Raw genomic sequence first — 20,529 nt, forward strand, 5'->3', positions numbered from 1 at the left:
AAATCACGATGCGGGAGCACGATGAGTTGACCGGCAGCACGACACGATCCCAGGACGAAACAGGGGCGACCACGCCCCCGCTTTCGGGCCGCGCGGCAGTCGATTTCGTGGAGGTCGGCCCCCGTGACGGATTGCAGAACGAATCGCTGATCGTCGCCACGGCGGACAAGGTCGCGCTGATCGAGAAAGCGGTCGCTGCCGGAATCAAGCGGATCGAGGTCGCCAGCTTCACGCGCGCGGATCGCGTGCCGCAAATGGCCGATGCGGAAGCCGTGATAGCGGCCCTGCCCGACTATGACGATGTCATCACCGTCGGCCTCGTCATGAACAAGCGCGGCGCGCTGCGTGCGTTCGAAACAAAGGTGCGCGAATTGGGCGCGGTGTGTGTCGCATCGGACAGCTTCGCCATGGCCAACCAGGGGCAAACGGCGCTCGAGTCCCTCCGGTCGGCGTGCGATATCGTCACGCTTGCGCGCCAGCAGGGCCGGCGCGCGCAAATCACCATCGGCGCTTCCTTCGGCTGCCCGTTCGAGGGCGAGATCGCTCCCGACCATATTGTCGAGATGGCGCGCCGCGCTGCCGATGCGCAGCCGCTGGAGATCGGGCTTGCCGACACGATCGGTGTAGCGGTGCCTGCCGCCGTCACCGACTTGGTCGAGCGGGTGCGCGATGCGATCGCGCCGCTGCCGGTGCGCGTCCATTTTCACAATACGCGCAATACCGGGATCGCCAATGTCTGGGCCGCCTGGCAGGCGGGCGCAAGCGTGATCGACGGCTCGCTCGGCGGCCTGGGCGGCTGCCCCTTCGCGCCTGGCGCGGCGGGCAACGTACCGACCGAGGACGTCATCTACCTGCTCGAACGATCGGGCGTATCCACCGGTATCGCGCTGGACCGCGCGATCGAGGCGGCGACCTGGCTCTCCGGCGTCATGGGTAAATCACTGCCCGGCATGGTCAGCCGGTCGGGCATGTTTCCGAAACAGGATCAGTCTTCCAACAAGGGGCAATAGGAATGGGCTATCGCTTGGGCGTCGATGTCGGCGGCACGTTTACCGATCTTCTGCTGTTTGACGACGATAGCGGAGCCTTTTGGCGGCATAAGACGCCGTCTACCCCGCACGACAGTTCGGAAGGCATTCTCAACGGCGTCGAGGCGATCTGCGCCCATGCCGCGATTTCGCCGGACGAGATCGAAGTGTTCCTGCACGGCACCACCGTCGCCACGAATGCGGTGCTGGAAGGCAAGGGCGCACGCGTCGGGCTGGTCACCACCGAGGGCTATCGCCAGATCATGCAGATCGCGCGCAGCTTCGTCCCCGGCGGGCTGGCCGGCTGGATCGTGTGGCCGAAGCCGGAACCGCTCGCCAAGCTGGAGGATACGGTCGAGATCAAGGGCCGCATGACCGCGCAGGGCTTGGAACTGCGCCCGCTTGATCATGACGAAATTCGCGCCAAACTGCTCGCGCTGAAGGCGGCCGGCATCGAGGCGCTGACCATCTCGCTGATGAACGCCTATCTCAACGGCACGCACGAGAACGAGGTCGCAGCTATCGCACGCGAGGTAATGCCCGACATCCCGCTGTCGCTGAGCCACGAGGTCCTGCCGGAGATGCAGGAATATGAGCGCACGCTGACCACGGTTGCCAATGCCGCCGTCCGCCCGGTCGTGGGGCGTTACGTCCGCAACCTGCGCGCCAGGCTGGAGCAGGTCGAGATGAATGGGCGACTTTCGCTGCTGCGTTCGGACGGCGGCCTGATGTCGTCGCAGAAATCGGAGGAGCAGCCCGTCTCGCTGCTCATGTCCGGCCCGGCCGGTGGCGTCACCGGCGCACTCTGGGTGGCGAAGAATGCGGGGCTCAGGAATATCCTCACCCTCGACGTCGGCGGCACCTCGACCGACGTCGCCCTGATCGAGGACGGCGAACCGCGCCGCGTGCGCACGACCGAGGTCGGCCACCTCTCGGTGCGCGCCTCTTCGCTAGACGTGAAAACGGTCGGCGCTGGCGGCGGATCGATCGCCTACGTGCCCGAACTGACCAAGGCCCTGCGCGTTGGTCCGCAGTCAGCCGGCGCGGTGCCCGGGCCGGTCGCCTATGGCAAGGGTGGCACGCTGCCGACCGTGACCGACGCGAACGTCGTGCTCGGCTATCTTCCCGAGAACCTGTTGGGCGGCACTTTCAAGCTCGACCGCGATGGCGCGCGCAAGGCGGTGCAGACCATTGCCGATGCACTGGGCATCGGACTGATGGAGGCCGCGCGCGGCATCATCGATATCGTCAACGAGAACATGTTCGGCGCGCTGCGCATGATCTCGGTGCAGCAGGGCTATGACCCCCGCGATTTCGCGCTGATGGGCTTCGGTGGGGCGGGTCCGCTCCACGTGAATGCGGTCGCACGCCTCATGGGTTCCTACCCCGCCGTCTCGCCCGTCTCTCCGGGCGTGCTCTGCGCGCTGGGCGATGCAACCACGCGGATGCGCTCCGAAACCGCGCGCTCGCTCTCCAAGCTCAAGTCGCAAACCAGCGCGGAAGAGATCGCCGCCCTGCTGGGCGAGATGGAAGGGCAGGTGCGCTCCAGCCTGGCGGCGGACGGCCTTGCGGAGAGCGAGATAGAAACGAGCTTCGAAGTGGACATCCGCTATTCCGGTCAGGCATTCGAGGTGCCGATGCCGGTCACGCTCGATGATCTGGGCAGCGCTGGCCTCGCCGGCCTGGCCAAGCGGTTCGATGACGAACATCATCGCCTCTTTACTTTCAACATGGAGGCCGAGCACGAGTTCGTGAACCTGCGCGCGGTGGCACTGGGCCGTTCGCTGGAACTGCCGTCGAACACCATCGAGAAGGGCAATGGCGACCCATCGGCCGCCAAGATCCGCGACCATGAATTGTGGATGGACGGCGGTCCGCAAGCGGCCGCGATCTATGACCGTGCCAGGCTGAAGTCGGGCGATATCATCCCCGGCCCCGCGATCGTGGTCGAAATGGATTCCACGACGCTAATCGAAACGAAGCACATCGCCACCGTCGATGACTTCGGCAACATCCTCATCACCCCGGCCTGACCGCCGCCACAAGGAGACGCATCATGGCCAGCATCATTGAAAGCAACACAACGCCGTTCCAGAAGGTGGCGATCGACCCGGTCACGCTCGACATCATCGAGAACGCGCTGCGGAATGCGCGCGTCGAGATGGACACCACGCTCGTCCGCACCGCCATGTCGCCGGGCATCCGCGAACAGGGCGATGCCTTCCCGCTTATCGCGGACCACAAGGGCCGCATGATCGTCGGCCAGTTCGGTTCGTACATCGGACCGTTTCTCGAAGGCTATACCGGCACGATCGAGGATGGCGACATGATCATGCTGTCCGATCCCTATTCGGTTGGCGGGGCGATCAGCCACTGCAACGACTGGCTGGTGCTGTTGCCGGTGTTCAAGAACGGACGCCTGATCGCCTACACTTCCATGTTCGGACACCAGTCCGACATCGGCGGCAAGGTGGCGGGTTCGATGCCGATCGACGCGACCTCCATCTTCCAGGAAGGCGTGCGCATCCCGCCCGTCAAGATCTGGAAGAAGGGCGAATACAACGGCGACCTGATCGAACTGATCATGACGCAGGTCCGCACGCCCGAATGGTGCCGGGCGGACCTCAACGCCCTTGTCGCGTCCTGCCGCGTCGCTTCGCGCCGCGTGATCGAGATGTGCGAGCGGTTCGGCGACGACGTGTTCGTCTCCGCCTGCGAGGACCTGCTCGAACGCAACCACCGCGCGATGAAACACCTGATCGAGAATGCAATCAGCGAGGAGAAGGTCAGCTTCGAGGATTATATCTGCGACGACGGCCTCGGCTACGGCCCCTACAAGATCAAGTGCACCATGTGGCGCGAGGACGGCCGCGTCGTTCTGGACTTCGATGGCACCGATCCGCAGAGTCAGGCGTCGATCAACTTCTTCCTCAACGAAAACATGATGCGGATGTTTTTCGGCATCTACATGATCATGGTTTTCGATCCGCAAATCCTGTTCAATGACGGATATTACGATCTGATCGACGTGCGCATTCCGGAGGGGTCGCTGCTGAAGCCGCGTTTCCCGGCGGCGCTGTCGGGCCGCACCCATGCGCTCGGCCGCATGTTCGATATCCTGGGCGGCCTGCTCGGCCAGAAGACGCCCGAGTTCCTGACCGCGGCGGGCTTTTCCTCATCCCCCCACCTCTTCTATTCGGGCACCGACAAGGCGGGGAAGTATTTCCAGCTCTTCCAGATCGGCTTCGGCGGCATTCCGGGCCGTCCGCTGGGCGATGGCCCCGACGGGCACTCGCTGTTCCCGAACTTCACCAATGTGCCCAACGAGTTCCTGGAGCGCTATTTCCCGCTCGTGATCGAACGCTACGAGACTGAGGTGGATTCGGGCGGCGCGGGCCTCTACCGCGGCGGCAACGGCATACGCATGTCCTATCGCTTCCTCGAACCCGGCATGATCGCCATCCACGATGATCGCTGGTTCGTGCCGCCCTGGGGCGTCAACGGCGGGGAACCCGGCGCCCGCGCGCGCAAGATACTGGAAAAGCCGGACGGCTCGCAGAGTATCGTTCCCAACAAGGTGGAGGATCTTGCGGTCGAGGCCGGCGACGTGCTCCACTTCATCACCTGGGGCGGCGGTGGCTGGGGCGATCCTTATGCCCGCGACCCGGCACTGGTCGGCAAGGAGATCGTACAAGGCCTCGTCACCGCCGAAGGCGCGAAGGCCTATGGCGTCGTCGCGGACGGGAACGGCGTGGTCGATTCCGTGGCCACGGAGGCCCTGCGCGAAACATTGCGCGCCGCGCGGGGCGGGACGATCGAAGTCTTCAACTTCGGCCCCGATCTCGACACCTTGCGACAGAATTCGGAAGCCGAAACGGGCTTGCCCGCACCGGTTGCGCCAAGCTGGAACACCGCGCGGCACTATGCGCTGGCCGCGGAATAAGAGGATCGTCGAATGCCAGTCGAAAACAGGGGCGCGTTGAAGGGCCTGCGCGTCGTGGAGATGGGGACCCTGATCGCCGGTCCGTTCTGCGGGCAGTTGCTGGGAGATATGGGCGCCGAGGTGATCAAGGTGGAACCCCCGGAAATGGGTGACGCCATGCGCCAGTGGGGCCGGGGCGATCATAGCGTCTGGTGGGAGGTCGTCTCGCGCAACAAGAAGGCGGTCAGCATCGACCTGCGCCAGAAGGGCGGTCAGGACCTCGCCCGAAAGCTGATTGGCACGGCCGACATCGTGATCGAGAACTTCCGCCCAGGCACCATCGAGGGCTGGGGTCTGGGACCGGATGTGCTCATGGCGGACAATCCCGGCCTGATCATCGTTCGCGTGTCGGGTTACGGTCAGACCGGTCCTTATGCCTCGCGCGCCGGTTTCGGTGGGATTGGCGAGGCGATGGGTGGTTGGCGCTACATCAATGGCGATCCGGATCGGCCGCCATCGCGCATGGGCATATCGATCGGCGATTCACTCGCGGCGAGTTATGCCTGCATGGGGGCGCTCGCCGCGCTCCATCATCGCGAGAAGACCGGACAGGGACAGATCGTCGACTCCGCGCTTTACGAGTCGGTACTGCAGGTCATGGAAAGCCTGATCCCGGAATATGTCGTATCGGGCTTCATCCGCGAGCGGTCGGGCTCCGCCCTTCCCGGCATCGCGCCTTCCAACGTCTATACCTGCAAGGATGGCGAGTTTCTGATCGGCGCCAACCAGAACACTATCTTCGCCCGCCTGTGCCAGGCAATGCAACGCCCCGATCTGGCGACCGATCCGCGCTATTCCACGCATATCGAACGCGGCAAGCGGCAGGCGGAACTGGATCAGATCATCAATGACTGGACGGCGACGCAGACGATGGAAGATCTGGAGGCGCTGATGCTCGAATATGCAGTGCCCGCCGGCAAGATGTTCCGCGCGCCCGAGATGCTCTCCGATCCGCATTTCGCCGCGCGCGAGGCGATCGTCGACATCGAAAGCGAACGGTTCGGTCCGATCAAGATGCAAAACGCCTTCCCGAAGATGTCGCTTACCCCCGGGTCGGTGCGGACCCCCGCCCCTGCCGAGATCGGTCAGCACAACGACGAGATCTATGGCGGCCTGTTGGGCCTGAGCACCGGAGAGATCGAACAACTGCGCGCGGACAAGGTGATTTGATGACACAGGATCTCGACGCCGACTATGCCAAGGCCGGTTTCAACGGCAAGCTGCCCTTCGGCCAATCGCCCGCGCTGATCATCGTCGATGTATGCACCGCCTATCTCGACAAGGCTTCGCCGCTCTATGCCGGGGTAGAGTCAGCGCTGGCGTCCAATATCCGCATCATCGATGCCGCACGCAAAGCCGGAGTACCGGTGATCTTCACGAGGGTCGTCTATCAGGCCGGCGGAGCGGATGGCGGACTGTTCTACAAGAAGATCGCCGCGCTCTCCGCATTCCTCGAAGGCTCGCCGCTTGGGGATTTTCCGGAAGGGATCGAACCACGCGCCGATGAAATCGTTGTATCCAAGCAATATGCTTCGGCCTTCTTCGGCACGTCGCTTGCCGCCACGTTGCGCGCGATGGGCATCGATACCGCGATGATCACCGGCTTTTCGACCTCGGGATGCGTGCGGGCGACAGCGCTCGATGCCTTGCAAAACGGCTTTACGCCGTATGTCATCGCCGATGCCTGTGGCGACCGCGATCCGCGCCCGCACGAGGCCAACCTGTTCGACCTGCAAAACAAGTACGCCGAAGTTGTCTCGGAGATGGAGGCACTTGATTTGATGGCAGGAATTGCAAAAATGCGATGAAAGGACCACCAGAGTCACTTGTCGGGATAGGGATAAGCGCATAGCGCCCCCGGACTGTACACAAACTGGAGACCTCAATGTCGCGCGCGTCCGATGTCGCTTATGAGATGATCCGGGAGCGAATCCTGTCCGGCGCGCTCGCACCGCAGACCCAGCTGAAGGAAGAAGAGCTGGCGGAGCTCTGTGGCGTGTCGCGCACGCCGATCCGCGATGCGCTCCGCCGCCTCGAAGCGGAGATGCTGGTCCGCCGCACCGATACGCAGCGCACCTTCGTGCCCGACTGGAGCGCCGATGAGGTCGAGGAAATCTTCACCTTGCGCGCGCTGCTGGAAAGCCACGCCGCCGCCCGCGCCGCCGCCCGCATCACTGCGGCCGAGATCGAAACGCTCGAACGCCACAATGACGAGATCGAGAAAGCGATCCACGGCTCTATCAAGCTGGATGCCGAGGCATTCGTCACGCACAACCGCCATTTCCACAACGTCCTGCTGCAGGCATCGCAGTCGGAGCGGCTCATCAAGATGCGCAGCCTGATCGTCGAACAATCGATCCTGCACCGCACCGCACGCAATTATGACAAGGCCGGCCTCTCCCGAAGCCATGCCGACCACGAGGAATTGGTGCTGGCGTGCCGGGCGAAAGACAGCGAATGGGCCCGGTCGATCATGGATAACCACATCCGCCGCGCGTATCACGTCACGCTGGGCGATATGGAGGCTATGACGCCTCCTCCCGTGGAAGCCAAGACGCCCCCCGCCAAAGGCAGCCGCGGCAGCAAGGCGGAGATTGCCCTGGTGAAATGACGTCCACGGCGTGCGGCTTCAGATCGAACCGCACGCCGTCTCGTTCGCGCAGGCGAACGGCATCTATCCCAGCGCGGCCTCGACCTCGTCCACCGTCACCACGCGTGCGAACAGGAGGCCCATGACCTGGAGAGCATGGGCCTGACGGCTTTCATCGGCTTCCGCGCAAGCATCCGCGATGACATAGACCGGGTAATCGTGATGCGCGGCATCGCGCACCGTGCTTTCGACGCAGCAATTGGTGGTGACGCCGCAGACAAACAGCTGTCGCACGCCCCTTTCCTTCAGGGCGTCCAGCAGGTTGGTGCCGAAGAAGGCGCTCGGACGGTTCTTGTCCACCACCAGCTCCCCGGGCAGCGGCGCGAGCCGGTCGATGATCTCGACCTCGCGATCGCCCTGGCATACCGCGCGCTCGGTCTTGAGGCCGGGGATCAGATCGACCATCACGCCACCGTCCGAATAGTCCGGCTTGTACACATAGCGTGTCCAGATTATCGGGACTGCCGCCTTGCGCGCCGCCGCCACCACCCGCTCACAAGGCTCGATCGCCGCGCGCAGCAGGCCCACGTCGAAGCCGATGCGCGCCATGGCGCTGTCGTCCTCGAGAAACCCGTTCTGCATATCGACCACGATCAGAGCCGATCCTTCCGCCTTCATCATTTCAAAGCTTCCCGTCTTTCAGGCGTCATCGCCCACTTCTATGACTGTCTTCTGCGCGCGGCGGTCGAAACGCAGGCTCAGCACGTCCGGGCGCGCATAATGGCCCGTGCTGTCGACCCACATTTTGACGTCATGGCGATCGTCGAGGTCGATCTCCGCGACAAGAAGCTGATCCCCGCCCCCGGTCAGCGGCCCGGCGAGCGTGGCGCCGAAGGGATGGATCACGCTCGTCCAGCCGCCGCCCGGGCTCAACCAGTCATGCGGCCCGAGCTCATCGGTCATGAACCGGACCATCTCCTCCGTTACCGGGCTCGATGCACACACCACGAAGCACTGGCCGGTCAGCGCGTGATTGCGCATCATCGCCTCGACCTGAAGGTCATTGATGTCCTCAAGCCCCCTGATCGTCGAAAGTCCGGGCCACAGAGCGGCGTGAATCTCGATGCCCTGCTCGATCAGCGCCTGGCGCGCGAGGTTCATCGTATGCTCCCAGCAGGCAAGCCCTCCGATGCGACCCACCGCGCTATCGAGCACGAACAGCGTGGAGCCGTCGCCCTGCCCCCATATGTACCGCTCGGCGTAGGTCGGCTTGAGCTTGCGGTGGATGCCCAGCAGCGTTCCATCGCGATCGATAAAGGCGGTCGAATTGAAGCAGGTGCGGCCGCCCTTCGCGCGTTCGCTGGCCCCCATCGCCACCACCACGCCGGCATCGCGCGCCGCCTCGCGCACGATCGCCAGTTCCGGACCATCCGCCTCGATCGACCGATCCTGGTAGAGCCGGTTCGCCGTCAGTTGCGCGAGCGGGGCGTAGCTGTTGATCCAATAGGGAAAGCCCGGGATGAATACCTCCGGGAAAACGATGAAGTCCACGCCGTCCCGACCGCCACGGCGTATCCATTCGGCGGCCTTTTCGGCGGAGCCCATCGGGTCCATGAACACCGGCGATATATGCGCCGCAGCGACCTTCAGCTTCCTTGCCATGCCGTAAAAACCTGCTCCCCGATTGCGCACGCGAGCAGGTTAAATGTATACAATACCGTGACAAGTGCTTTGTTGTGCGAAAATCGCCCTCAAGACGCGGCCATGTTTTCCAGATCACATGCCACGTGTTCGGCGAGCCGCGCGCCGACGGCCTCCCCCATTTCGTGGCAGCTGGTCAGGCCCTGGATGAAGGGATGCCGCCCCAGAATGAATGGCAGGCTCAGCAGATGGATGCGCCGGGCAACCGGCTGCTCCGAGACAGGCCGAAAGTCATCGTCGATCACGACCCCGCGGTATCCCGCCCCGATTTCCCCCGCATCCAGCACAACGCCCTGATCGAGCAGGGTCTGGAACGGGAACGCCGCCGCTTCCAGCGGCCGCTGGCCCGTAGCGTCGATGAACGCGGGAAAATGATGCTGTTGGCCGTCGAACGACATGGTCGCACCCGACGCGTCCGAATGCGTATCGAGCCTAGCATCGTCGCCCACCGCGAGGATGGCAAGCGCGCCGGCGCGATGCAGCGCCAGAAGGCGCTCGATCGATGCGTGAGGCACGGTTGCGTAATTGTCCGTGAAAATCGGCTGGAGATGCTGTGAAAAGCGGGCGTGATCCGCTTCATCGAGATGCGGCACGATCAGCGCGAACACCTCGTGCGCCCTCAGGATCGCATAGCGCCACGGAACGGTGGTCCCGGTTTCGAAATTCTTTCGCGCCTCGTCGAGATTGGCCTGCGCCCACGCGAAGGGATCGGCGGCGAGGCGTTCGGCGAAATAGCGCTCGCCGAAGACCTCGACGGAGGAATCCCTCCCGATCTTGTCGGCATAGTCCGGATCGACAAATCGCAATTGTTCCTCGAACAGCCCGTAGGTGCGATCGAGCAGGCCACTTTCGCCCGCTTCGATCAGCCCCTGCACGGCCTCCTCGGTGAAAATGGTCAACGGTTCATGCGGGATGGGACAAAAGAAATCCGCCTCCGGCATCAAGCCCTTGCGCGACATCATCGTGATGTGCAGCGCGGCGCCGCCGGCCTGCGGCTTCCAGCGAAGCGTCTGATCCTCCGCCGGTGCGCTCTCCCCCGGCGCCGGCTCGCCCGCGTCCTCGCCAGCGGCGATCACGAACGCGCCGTGGTGAACCGCCAGCGCGACCGCCGCGTCGATCGCGCTGAGCGATGTTCCGCGAATGCCGACCGGCCCGGCCGGGATGCGCTTGAGCGCGCTGGCCGGCCACGGGCTGGCGAAGTAGCCCGGCCGAACCTCCGGTTCCTCGGGCCATTCATGCCCGGTCGCGATCACAAGCTGCCCGAACCGCGCCTGGTAGGCCGGGCCGCCGCACGGCTGCACGGAAAGGCACAGGCCATCCCCTTCCGCCGCTATGTCCGTCACCCGCGACCGGACACGGACGTCGATCGCATGGCCAGCCGCACGCCCCTCGGCGACCAGCGCCTCGAACCGGTCGCGCAAGTAATGGCCGAGCACCACGCGGGGGTAGAAAGTGCGTTCGTCGATGCCATCCGGATCGATGTTGTATCCCGCGAGCCGCTCGGGCGCCTGCCGCGCCAGCCACTCTACCAGCGTCATCCCGACGGGCGGAAGCTCGATGCTGGCGATGTTGGCGAGCATCGCCGGATCGTTCCAGCCGGGGCGGTAAGGCGTCCCCAGCCCGGCCCGCGCCTGCTCTTCGAAGATCGTGATCGAGAGCGGGCCAGCCGCCCGCGCCAGCAGGGCCTGGAGCGTATAGATGGAAGTCGGCCCGGCGCCGATCAGCGCGATCGACGCCGGGCCGACTTCCCGAAGCGCGTCCCCGTCCTGCAGCGCCGGCAGTTTCATGCCAGCGTGCGCACGTTCGGCTCGCGATCGTAGAACCGGCGCGCGGCCGCGGCGACGAACGGCTTCCCAAGGCCGGTGACGCCTTCGTCAGGCGTGACGCCAGCCTTGTCCAGCAAGGGCTTCGCCGCGTCGCTGTGGCCGATCGCTTTCAAATGCCCGAAAGCATCCATCGCGAACTGCACGGCCGCCGCGTCCTTGAGCAGGGCCGCGCAACCATCGTCCGACACCACGATGGCGACAGCGTCGAAGATCTGGCTTGGCGATCCGGCAAGCTGGCCGTCGGCCTTGCGCACCGATCCATCGCTCAGCTTTGCCCCGCCCACCTTGGGCGCGACGATCACGGCCTTGCCCTTGGCCTTCCTGACCGCGCCGATCACCGCGTCGAGTACGGCGGCATCGGTGCCATCGGCTATGAGAATGCCGACCGCGCGGCCTTCCAGCGTTTCCTTCATGTTCTTGTGGATCGACAGCGCGTCTGAGGGCGGCATGTCGATCGGCTCCTTCGCCGCCCGTGTCTTGGGCGGGAGCGGGATGCCGAGCCCGTTGGCAACGCGCCGGGCAAGGTCCTCGTCGACATTGCGCAGGTTCGCCACCATGCGCGGCGGCACCTGATCGAGCAGGCCGACTTTCGAGAGTTCGAACACGAAGGCCGAGGCGATATGCGCCTGCTCGCTGGGCGTCTGCGAGCGATAGAACAGGCGTGCCTGGCTGTAGTGATCCGCAAAGGTCTCCGGACGGACGCGCAGCTTTTCGCCGCTCTCTTCCGCACCGGTAGCGGCATCCGCCGTGGCAAACCCGGCCAAGGCGCTTTCGCGCGGGCCGCCTTCCTCGCCATGCGCGGCAAGGCTGTTGGGCTCGTAATTGGCGCGGCCCTTGGGCACCATGGTCTGCATCTTGCCGTCGCGCTGGAAATTGCCGAACGGACAGCGCGGCGCATTGACGGGGATCTGGTGGAAGTTGGTAGTACCGAGGCGCGAGTTCTGCGTGTCGAGATAGGAGAACAGCCGCCCCTGCAACAACGGGTCGTTCGAAAAGTCGATGCCCGGCGGGACGTTTGACGGCAGGAAGGCCACCTGCTCCGTCTCGGCGAAGAAATTGTCGACGTTGCGGTTCAGCGTCAGCGTGCCGATGAGGCGGACGGGCACGTCCTCTTCGGGAACAAGCTTGGTCGCATCCAGCACGTCATAGGGCTGCGCCTCGGCGAAGGCCTGGTCGAACACCTGTATGCCCAGGTCCCACTGCGGAAAATTGCCGGTATCGATGGCTTCGAACAGGTCGCGGCGCTGGTAGTCGTTGTCCGCCGCCTGCAGCTTGAGCGCCTCGTCCCAGACCGTCGATTGCAGGCCGAGCCGTGGCTTCCAGTGGAACTTGACGAAGCTCGCCTCTCCCTTCGCGTTGACGAGCTTGAACGTATGGACGCCGAACCCTTCCATCGTCCGGAACGCGCGCGGCAGGGCGCGATCCGACATCGCCCACAACAGCATGTGGGTCGTCTCCGGCATCAGCGAGGCCCAGTCCCAGAACGTATCGTGGGCGCTGGCTGCCTGCGGGTAGCCGCGATCGGCCTCCATCTTCACGGCATGGACAAGGTCGGGAAACTTGAGCGCATCCTGGATGAAGAACACCGGAATGTTGTTGCCCACCAGATCCCAGTTGCCTTCCCGCGTGTAGAATTTGACCGCGAAGCCACGCACGTCGCGCGGCGTATCGACCGACCCGGCGCCGCCGGCGACGGTGGAAAAGCGCACGAACACCTCGGTCTTTTCGCCCTTGGTAAAGACCGCGGCCTTTGTCAGGTCGGAAATGTCGTCGGTCGCCTCGAACACGCCGTGCGCGCCGCTGCCGCGCGCATGGACGATGCGCTCGGGAATGCGTTCGTGATCGAAGTGGAAGATCTTTTCGCGCAGCACGAAGTCTTCGAGCAGCGTCGGCCCGCGCGATCCGCTCTTCAGCGAATTCTGGTTGTCGGAAACGGGAACGCCGTGGTTGGTGGTGAGAACCGCGGTATCCAGATCCTCCGCGCGCTGATGAGTCTCGCCTCCGGCCGCTGGGCGACGGTCCGAAGGGGGTCGAGGCGACTTGGCCATGGCGATGCCTTCCCTGCTGTGGCGACGCCTTGCGGCGACGATGCGGTGATGATGGGTTGGCGCACGCAATCGTGCCCCGGCATCACAACTCGCGAGGATGGCGATGGTGCCGGCCGCGCAGGATATTCACATACAGCAAGAAAGAGGACACCGCTCCGGCAGCGCCGCCCGGTCACCGCATTCATCCTAACGTCACGTTGTGTAATCTAGTGTATCGGCAGCTTGAACCGGTGCGAAGCCGCGCCATGTCGGGGGCATAAACTCGATGGAGCAAAAGCCATGAAGAACAAAGCACTGTTCCTCGCCCCTCTGGCTGCGCTGGCCATGGTGGCATCCCCGGTTGCCGCTTCGACCGCGATGGCGCGGGCCGCGCCAAGCGAGGAGGCGTCGGTCCCCTTCATCAACCACGGCGCGATCCGGGATTGGCGCGCGGACGGCGACCGCGTGATCTATTTTCAGGACAGCGGCCGGCAATGGTATCGCGCCACGCTGATGACGCCGGCGTTCGACTTGCCCTTCGTGGAAGCGGTCGGCATCCAGAACAGCGGCACCGACCGGCTGGATCGCTGGGCCGATGTCGTGGTGCGCGGCCAGCACTATCCGATCCAGAGCTTCGTCAAAGTCGATGCCCCGCCGGTGAAGTCGGCGAACGCTGCGCACAAGTCCTGATCGCTCCGCGCTGGAACTATCGCGGCTGACATCGCCGCCCGGTCGCTCTATGGCGCCGGGCCATGACGAACGGGTGGATCATCCTCGACAAGCCGATCGGCCTGGGTTCAACCCAGGCCGTGGCTGCGGTAAAACGCAACCTGCGGCAGGCGGGGCTCGGCAAGGCGAAGGTCGGCCATGGCGGCACGCTCGATCCGCTCGCCTCGGGCATCCTGCCCATCGCGGTGGGCGAAGCGACCAAGCTGTGCGGGCGGATGCTGGATGCCAGCAAGGAATATGCCTTCACCATCCGTTTCGGCAGCGAAACCGACACGCTGGACCTGGAAGGTAGCGTCATCGCCGAAAGCGTGGTGCGCCCTACCCTCGCCGCCCTTCATGCCATCCTGCCGCGCTTCACCGGCCCGATCGAGCAGGTGCCGCCCGCCTATTCGGCGCTGATGGTCGATGGCCAGCGCGCCTACGACCGCGCCCGCGCGGGCGAAGCGGTGGAACTGAAAGCGCGCGCGGTAACGGTCCATGCGCTGGATATCCTCGCCCACGGGGAGGAACCGGTCGAGGAGGTCACCCTCGTTGCGCACGTCTCGAAGGGCACCTACATCCGCAGCCTCGCGCGCGATATCGCGCGGGCGCTCGGCACGGTCGGGCACGTCACCATGCTGCGCCGCCTGCGCGCCGGCCCGTTCGGGCTGGATCACGCGATTTCGCTGGACAAATTGAACGATGTGGGTAAAGGCGCGCCACTTGAGAACGTGATCTTGCCGCTGGAGGCAGGGCTGGTCGACATCCCGGCTCTTGACCTTGACCCGGAACAGGCAAGAGCGGTCCGTCAGGGCCGCGTTCTGGCCGGGTTGCCCTTTCACGACGGGCTATACTGGGCGCGCCACGGCAGAGTGCCGGTCGCGCTGGTGGAGCTTTCAGGCGGAAGCCTGATCGTGGTGCGGGGTTTCAACCTTTGAAGGATGTCGCGGAGTAAGAATATGTCGATTACCGCTGAAAAGAAGCAGGAAGTCATCCAGAGCAACGCCCGCGCGGCGAACGACACCGGCTCGCCGGAAGTCCAGGTGGCGATCCTCACCAGCCGTATCCAGACGCTGACCGAGCACTTCAAGAGCCACCACAAGGACAACCATTCCCGCCGTGGCCTGCTGCAGATGGTCAACAAGCGTCGCAGCCTGCTCGACTACCTGAAGAAGAAGGATGTCGAGCGCTACAACGCGCTGATCCAGAAGCTCGGTCTGCGCAAGTAACCAAGCGGAGCGGCCCCTAGCGGGCCGCTTTTGCTTTTGGGCCTGGCTCGCAATCCGGCGAGTGGCCTCTGGGGCACGATCAATGGCCCCGCACCGGACCGGGACGGGATTCCCCGGCAGCAAACCCCGCGATGCAATAGGGCGCGCGGGCTGAAGGAAACGAAATGTTCGACGTCAAAACCGTATCGCTGGAGTGGGGCGGAAAGACCCTCACCCTCGAAACCGGCCGCATTGCCCGTCAGGCTGACGGCGCGGTCCTCGCCACGTATGGCGAAACAGTCGTGCTCTGCGCGGTCACGGCCGCCAAGTCGGTGAAGGAAGGGCAGGACTTCTTCCCGCTGACCGTCCACTACCAGGAAAAGTATTCCGCCGCCGGCCGCATCCCCGGTGGCTTCTTCAAGCGCGAACGCGGCGCCACGGAAAAGGAAACGCTGGTTTCCCGCCTGATCGACCGCCCGGTCCGTCCGCTGTTCCCCGAAGGCTTCTACAACGAAATCAACGTCATCGCCCAGGTGCTGAGCTATGACGGCGAGACCGAACCCGATATCGTCGCGATGATCGCCGCTTCGGCCGCGCTGACGATCTCGGGCGTGCCCTTCATGGGGCCGATCGGCGCCGCGCGCGTCGGCTTCAAGGACGGCGAATACCAGCTCAACCCGTCGTCGGCCGAAGTCGCCGAAGGCCGCCTCGATCTGGTCGTCGCCGCTACCGATACCGCCGTGATGATGGTGGAATCGGAAGCCAAGGAACTGACCGAGGACGAAATGCTCGGCGCGGTCATGTTCGCCCATGACGAAAGCCGCAAGGTCGTCGCTGCGATCATCGAACTGGCCGAAAAGGCCGCGAAGGATCCGTGGGAAATCGATCTCACCGACAACACCGCGGACATCAAGAAGAAGCTCAAGAGCCTGGTCGGCAAGGATATCGCCGCCGCCTACAAGCTGACCAACAAGTCGGCCCGCTCGGACGCGCTCAACGCAGCCCGCGCCAAGGCGAAGGAAGCCTTCTCCGACGAGACCCCGCAGACCCAGATGGTCGCGATCAAGACCTTGAAGAAGGTCGAGGCCGACATCGTGCGCACCGCCATCCTCAAGGACGGCCAGCGCATCGACGGACGCACTGTCACGCAGGTCCGCCCGATCGAAAGCATCGTCGGCTTCCTGCCGCGCACGCACGGTTCGGCGCTGTTCACGCGCGGTGAAACGCAGACGATCTGCACCACCACGCTGGGCACCAAGGACGCCGAGCAGATGATCGATGGCCTCGACGGCCTGCGCTACGAAAGCTTCATGCTGCACTACAACTTCCCGCCCTATTCGGTCGGCGAAGTGGGCCGCTTCGGCGCCCCGGGCCGCCGCGAAGTGGGCCACGGCAAGCTGGCATGGCGCGCGCTGCATCCGGTGCTGCCGTCGAAGGAAGACTTCCCCTACACGATCCGCGTCCTGTCGGACGTCACGGAATCGAACGGCTCGTCCTCGATGGCGACCGTGTGCGGCGGCTGTCTTTCGATGATGGACGCGGGCGTTCCGATCGTGCGCCCGGTTTCGGGCATCGCGATGGGCCTGATCCTGGAAGGCGACAAGTTCGCGGTCCTTTCGGACATCCTGGGCGACGAGGACCATCTCGGCGACATGGACTTCAAGGTGGCCGGCACCAGCGAAGGCATCACCACGATGCAGATGGACATCAAGGTGGCCGGCATCACGAAGGAAATCTTCGCGACCGCGCTGGCGCAGGCCAAGGAAGGCCGCGCGCACATCCTGGGTGAAATGACCAAGGCCCTGGGCGAAGTCCGCACCGAGCTTTCGGCCCATGCCCCGCGCATCGAAACGATCTCGATCGACAAGTCGAAGATCCGTGACGTGATCGGCACCGGCGGCAAGGTGATCCGCGAGATCGTGGCCACCACCGGCGCCAAGGTCGACATCGACGACGAAGGCCTGATCAAGATCAGCTCGTCCGACCTGTCGCAGATCGAGGCCGCCAAGAACTGGATCATCGGCATCGTGGCCGAGGCCGAAGTGGGCAAGGTCTACAAGGGCAAGGTCGTCAACATCGTCGATTTCGGCGCTTTCGTGAACTTCATGGGCGGCAAGGACGGTCTCGTCCACGTCTCCGAAATGAAGAACGAGCGCGTCGAGAAGCCGACCGATGTGGTCAAGGAAGGCCAGGACGTCTTCGTCAAGGTTCTCGAAATCGACCAGCGCGGCAAGGTCCGCCTGTCGATGCGCGTGGTCGATCAGGAAACCGGCGCGGAACTCGAAGACACCCGCCCGCCCCGTGAACCGCGCGAACCGCGTGGCGATCGCGGTGATCGTGGTGACCGCCGTGGCCCGCGCGGCGACCGTGGCGGTCGCGGTGATCGTGGCCCCCGCCGTGATGGCGACCGCGGCCCGCGCCGCGATCGCGACGACGGCCCGGCCCCCGATCACATGCCGGCGTTCCTGAAGTCCGACGACTGATCGGCCTTCACCGGAAAAGAAACAGAGGCTCGCGGCAACGCGGGCCTCTTTTCTTTTGGCGTTTACGTTTTTTGCAAAATCACCATCGTCATTGCGAGGAGAAGCAGTCGACGAAGCAATCCAGAGTCACCCTCAAGCCGCTCTGGATTGTTTCGCTACGCTCGCAATGACGAACGCCTAGGGTAAGGCGACATCATCGCCTTTCGTTGGGGGGGATTGGATCGCGGGGCGTGCCCCACCCCCGGCCCCTCCCGCAAGCGGGAGGGGAGTGAGACTTGCGTCGCCGCAGGCGGCGCTAGTCGCAACGGGGTGGGCCTCCACGCCATGTGCCCGCAAAGCCGAGCCCCCCAAACAAAAACGCCGGAGCGGCCCTTCGGCTGCCCCGGCGTTTTGTGTGTCGATCGGGTAAGGATCAGAGCGTGCGTTCGCGCTCTTCCACCTCGAACACTTCGAGCATGTCGCCCGGCTTGATGTCGTTGGTGTCCTGCAGCACCACGCCGCATTCCAGCCCCGCGCGCACTTCCGGCACGTCGTCCTTGAAGCGGCGCAGCGATGCGATGACGGTCTTGCTGACGATGACATCGTTGCGCGTAAGGCGGGCATTGATGCCCTTGCGGATATAGCCTTCCAGAACCAGCAGACCGGCTGCCTTGTCCTTCTTGCCCGCCGGGAACACTTCCTTGATCTCCGCGCGGCCGACAACGGTTTCGATCCGTTCGGGTCCAAGCTCGCCGGCCATTTCCGAACGGATGTCGTCGGTCAGCTGGTAGATCACGTCGTGATACTTCAGCCGCACCTTGTTGCGTTCGATCAGTTCGCGCGCCTTGGCGTTCGGACGGACGTTGAAGCCGACGATCGGTGCCCCGCTGGCCTGCGCCAGCATGACATCGCTTTCGGTGATCGCGCCGACGCCCGAATTGAGGATGCGCACCTTGATCTCGTCGGTCGAGATACGGTTGAGCGCGTTGACGATCGCTTCGGTGGACCCCTGCACGTCCGCCTTCACCACCAGCGGGTATTCGATCACGGTGTTCTTCGCGGCAAGCGCGGAGAACATGTTCTCGATGCTGGACGGGGCGGTCGTCGTGCGCTTGGCGGTCGCCTTTTCCTGACGGTAGGCGGCCACTTCGCGAGCGCGGGCCTCGTTCTCGACCACGGTCAGCGTATCGCCGGCCATCGGCACACCGCCGATGCCCAGCACTTCCACCGGCAGCGCGGGCGGCGCGGCCTTCACCTGCCGGCCCTTGTCGTCCAGCATGGCGCGGACACGGCCGGACTGGGTGCCGACGACGAGGATGTCGCCAACCCGCAGCGTGCCGCGGTTAATCAGCACAGTGGCCAGCGGCCCCTTGCCCTTGTCTAGCTTGGCCTCGATCACGGTGGCTTCCGCCGCGCGATCGGGGTTGGCCTTCAGCTCCATCAGTTCCGCCTGGAGCAGGATCTTCTCGATCAGCTCGTCCAGCCCGGCGCCGGTCTTGGCGGAGACTTCCACGTCCTGCACGTCGCCCGACATCTCTTCGACGATGATTTCGTGCTCGAGCAGGCGCTCGCGGATCTTCTGCGGGTTGAACTCCGGCTTGTCGCTCTTGGTGATCGCCACGATCATCGGCACGCCGGCCGCCTTGGTGTGGTTGATCGCCTCGATCGTCTGCGGCATCAGCCCGTCATCGCCCGCCACCACGAGGATGACGATATCGGTGACGTTGGCGCCGCGCATCCGCATTTCGGTGAAGGCTTCGTGGCCCGGCGTATCGAGGAAGGTGACATAGTCGCCCCCCTTGGTCTTGATCTGATACGCCCCGATGTGCTGCGTGATGCCGCCGGCTTCGCCACGCACCACGTCGGTGCCGCGCAGCGCATCGAGCAGCGAGGTCTTGCCGTGATCGACGTGGCCCATGATGGCCACCACGGGCGGGCGCGTCTTCAGCGTTTCATCCGCATCGACGTCGGCGGCGGTATCGATATCGACATCGCTTTCGTTGACGCGCTGGATGTTGTGGCCGAATTCGGTGACCAGCAGTTCGGCGGTATCCTGGTCGATGGTCTGGTTGATGGTGACCATCATGCCCATCTTGAACAGCGCCTTGACGAGGTCCGCCGCCTTTTCGGCCATGCGGTTCGCCAGGTCCTGCACCGTGATCGCTTCGGGCACGATCACGTCGCGCACCTGCTTTTCACGCTGGTGCTGCTGGCCGGCATAATGCGCGCGGCGTTCCTTTTCGCGGGCGCGCTTCAGCGCCGCGAGCGAACGGGCGCGGGCGCCCTCATCCTCGTTCAGCGCGCGCGTGACGGTCAGCTTGCCCGCCTGGCGGCGGTCCACCGCGTTCTTGTCACGCTGCTGCGGCTTCTTCGGCGGTTCGGGCCGCTTGACCGGAGCAACCGGGGTAAAGCGGCGCGGCGCGGGTGCGGGCGTCGCACTACCCGTGTTCGACGTCGGCGCGGCTCGCTCTTCCACAACAGCGGGAGCAGCCGGCGCAGCGGCCGGGGCTTCCACCGGGGGAGCCGCCTCGGCCACGGGTTCGGGCTGCGGTTCCGGCGCCGCAGCCGCGGGCGCTTCCTCGGCCTTGCGGTTTTCCTCGGCGCGGCGACGCTCTTCGTCCACCGCGCGCTGGCGTTCTTCCTGTTCGCGGCGGTTGGCGGCCTCCAGCGCGGCGAGACGGGCTTCCTCGGCCTCGCGCAGCAGACGTGCCTGCAATTCCTGGCGCGTTTCGCGCGATGCGGCGGGCGCGGCCGGGGGCGGCGCCGGCGGCGCGGCAGGGGCCGGCCGCGCGACAACGGGTTCCGGAGCGGGCGCGGCGGCCGGGGCGGCCTCAGGCCCGCCGGCACGCGGCATCAGCTTGCGCCGCTTGACCTCGACCACCACCTTATTGGTGCGACCATGGCTGAAGGTCTGCTTGACCTCTCCCGCCTCGACCGAGGTCTTCAGGCCCAGCGGCCTGCGGCCCAGTGTCGGCTTCTTGTCGCTATCGCTCATCG

At 64.9% G+C, this 20,529-nt stretch carries 15 protein-coding genes; 10 read left to right on the plus strand and 5 right to left on the minus strand.

Features of this window, described 5'->3' with window-relative positions; translation table 11 throughout:
- Positions 1-8: 8 nt before the first annotated feature.
- The 6 genes from NMD1_RS18760 to NMD1_RS18785 all read left to right on the plus strand — a co-directional run bounded on the left by NMD1_RS18760 (position 9) and on the right by NMD1_RS18785 (position 7,621).
- Positions 9-1,010: a hydroxymethylglutaryl-CoA lyase gene (locus tag NMD1_RS18760; protein WP_125956868.1), complete on the plus strand. Its 1,002-nt coding sequence runs from the start codon at positions 9-11 to the stop codon at positions 1,008-1,010.
- Between the two features lie 2 nt (positions 1,011-1,012).
- Positions 1,013-3,061, plus strand: coding sequence for a hydantoinase/oxoprolinase family protein (locus NMD1_RS18765; RefSeq protein WP_125956423.1), 2,049 nt, complete (start codon positions 1,013-1,015; stop codon positions 3,059-3,061).
- A 23-nt stretch (positions 3,062-3,084) separates the two neighbouring features.
- The gene (locus NMD1_RS18770; RefSeq protein ID WP_375600809.1) at positions 3,085-4,971 is read left to right on the plus strand and encodes a hydantoinase B/oxoprolinase family protein; all 1,887 of its coding nucleotides are present in this window, start codon (positions 3,085-3,087) and stop codon (positions 4,969-4,971) included.
- Between the two features lie 12 nt (positions 4,972-4,983).
- Positions 4,984-6,180: a CaiB/BaiF CoA-transferase family protein gene (locus tag NMD1_RS18775; RefSeq protein ID WP_125956428.1), complete on the plus strand. Its 1,197-nt coding sequence runs from the start codon at positions 4,984-4,986 to the stop codon at positions 6,178-6,180.
- The gene (locus NMD1_RS18780) at positions 6,180-6,818 is read left to right on the plus strand and encodes an isochorismatase family protein (protein WP_125956430.1); all 639 of its coding nucleotides are present in this window, start codon (positions 6,180-6,182) and stop codon (positions 6,816-6,818) included. Before NMD1_RS18775 ends, NMD1_RS18780 begins: the two co-directional genes overlap by 1 nt.
- 77 nt (positions 6,819-6,895) lie before the next feature.
- On the plus strand, positions 6,896-7,621 hold the full coding sequence (locus NMD1_RS18785) for a GntR family transcriptional regulator (protein ID WP_125956433.1): 726 nt from the start codon (positions 6,896-6,898) through the stop codon (positions 7,619-7,621).
- A gap of 63 nt (positions 7,622-7,684) precedes the next feature.
- On the opposite strand, the gene NMD1_RS18790 is transcribed toward NMD1_RS18785, so the two are convergent.
- From NMD1_RS18790 to NMD1_RS18805, 4 genes are all read right to left on the minus strand, one after another.
- Positions 7,685-8,281, minus strand: coding sequence for a cysteine hydrolase family protein (locus NMD1_RS18790; RefSeq protein WP_125956435.1), 597 nt, complete (start codon positions 8,279-8,281; stop codon positions 7,685-7,687).
- 18 nt (positions 8,282-8,299) lie between these two features.
- A complete protein-coding gene (locus tag NMD1_RS18795) occupies positions 8,300-9,262 on the minus strand; it encodes a carbon-nitrogen hydrolase family protein (protein ID WP_125956437.1) in 963 nt (320 codons plus the stop codon).
- A gap of 89 nt (positions 9,263-9,351) precedes the next feature.
- The gene (locus tag NMD1_RS18800; RefSeq protein WP_125956439.1) at positions 9,352-11,088 is read right to left on the minus strand and encodes an FAD/NAD(P)-binding protein; all 1,737 of its coding nucleotides are present in this window, start codon (positions 11,086-11,088) and stop codon (positions 9,352-9,354) included.
- Positions 11,085-13,175, minus strand: a complete 2,091-nt coding sequence (locus NMD1_RS18805; RefSeq protein ID WP_125956441.1) for a catalase — start codon at positions 13,173-13,175, stop codon at positions 11,085-11,087. The genes NMD1_RS18800 and NMD1_RS18805 overlap by 4 nt, the downstream gene beginning before the upstream one ends.
- Before the next feature lie 279 nt (positions 13,176-13,454).
- Here NMD1_RS18805 and NMD1_RS18810 point away from each other — a divergent pair, with 279 nt between their 5' ends.
- The 4 genes from NMD1_RS18810 to pnp all read left to right on the plus strand — a co-directional run bounded on the left by NMD1_RS18810 (position 13,455) and on the right by pnp (position 17,553).
- Entirely contained in the window at positions 13,455-13,844 is a 390-nt protein-coding gene (locus tag NMD1_RS18810) for a DUF6491 family protein (protein WP_124809180.1), read from the plus strand.
- 62 nt (positions 13,845-13,906) lie between these two features.
- Positions 13,907-14,800 carry a tRNA pseudouridine(55) synthase TruB gene (gene truB / locus NMD1_RS18815; RefSeq protein WP_124809181.1) on the plus strand — a complete coding sequence of 298 codons (894 nt, stop codon included), beginning with the start codon at positions 13,907-13,909 and terminating at the stop codon, positions 14,798-14,800.
- 21 nt (positions 14,801-14,821) lie between these two features.
- On the plus strand, positions 14,822-15,091 hold the full coding sequence (rpsO, locus tag NMD1_RS18820; protein ID WP_124809182.1) for a 30S ribosomal protein S15: 270 nt from the start codon (positions 14,822-14,824) through the stop codon (positions 15,089-15,091).
- 164 nt (positions 15,092-15,255) lie between these two features.
- On the plus strand, positions 15,256-17,553 hold the full coding sequence (gene pnp / locus NMD1_RS18825; RefSeq protein ID WP_125956444.1) for a polyribonucleotide nucleotidyltransferase: 2,298 nt from the start codon (positions 15,256-15,258) through the stop codon (positions 17,551-17,553).
- A 412-nt stretch (positions 17,554-17,965) separates the two neighbouring features.
- On the opposite strand, the gene infB is transcribed toward pnp, so the two are convergent.
- Positions 17,966-20,527: a translation initiation factor IF-2 gene (infB, locus tag NMD1_RS18830; RefSeq protein ID WP_199558165.1), complete on the minus strand. Its 2,562-nt coding sequence runs from the start codon at positions 20,525-20,527 to the stop codon at positions 17,966-17,968.
- Positions 20,528-20,529: the final 2 nt, after the last annotated feature.

This window comes from Novosphingobium sp. MD-1 (assembly GCF_001014975.1).
Taxonomy (GTDB): Bacteria; Pseudomonadota; Alphaproteobacteria; order Sphingomonadales; family Sphingomonadaceae; genus Novosphingobium.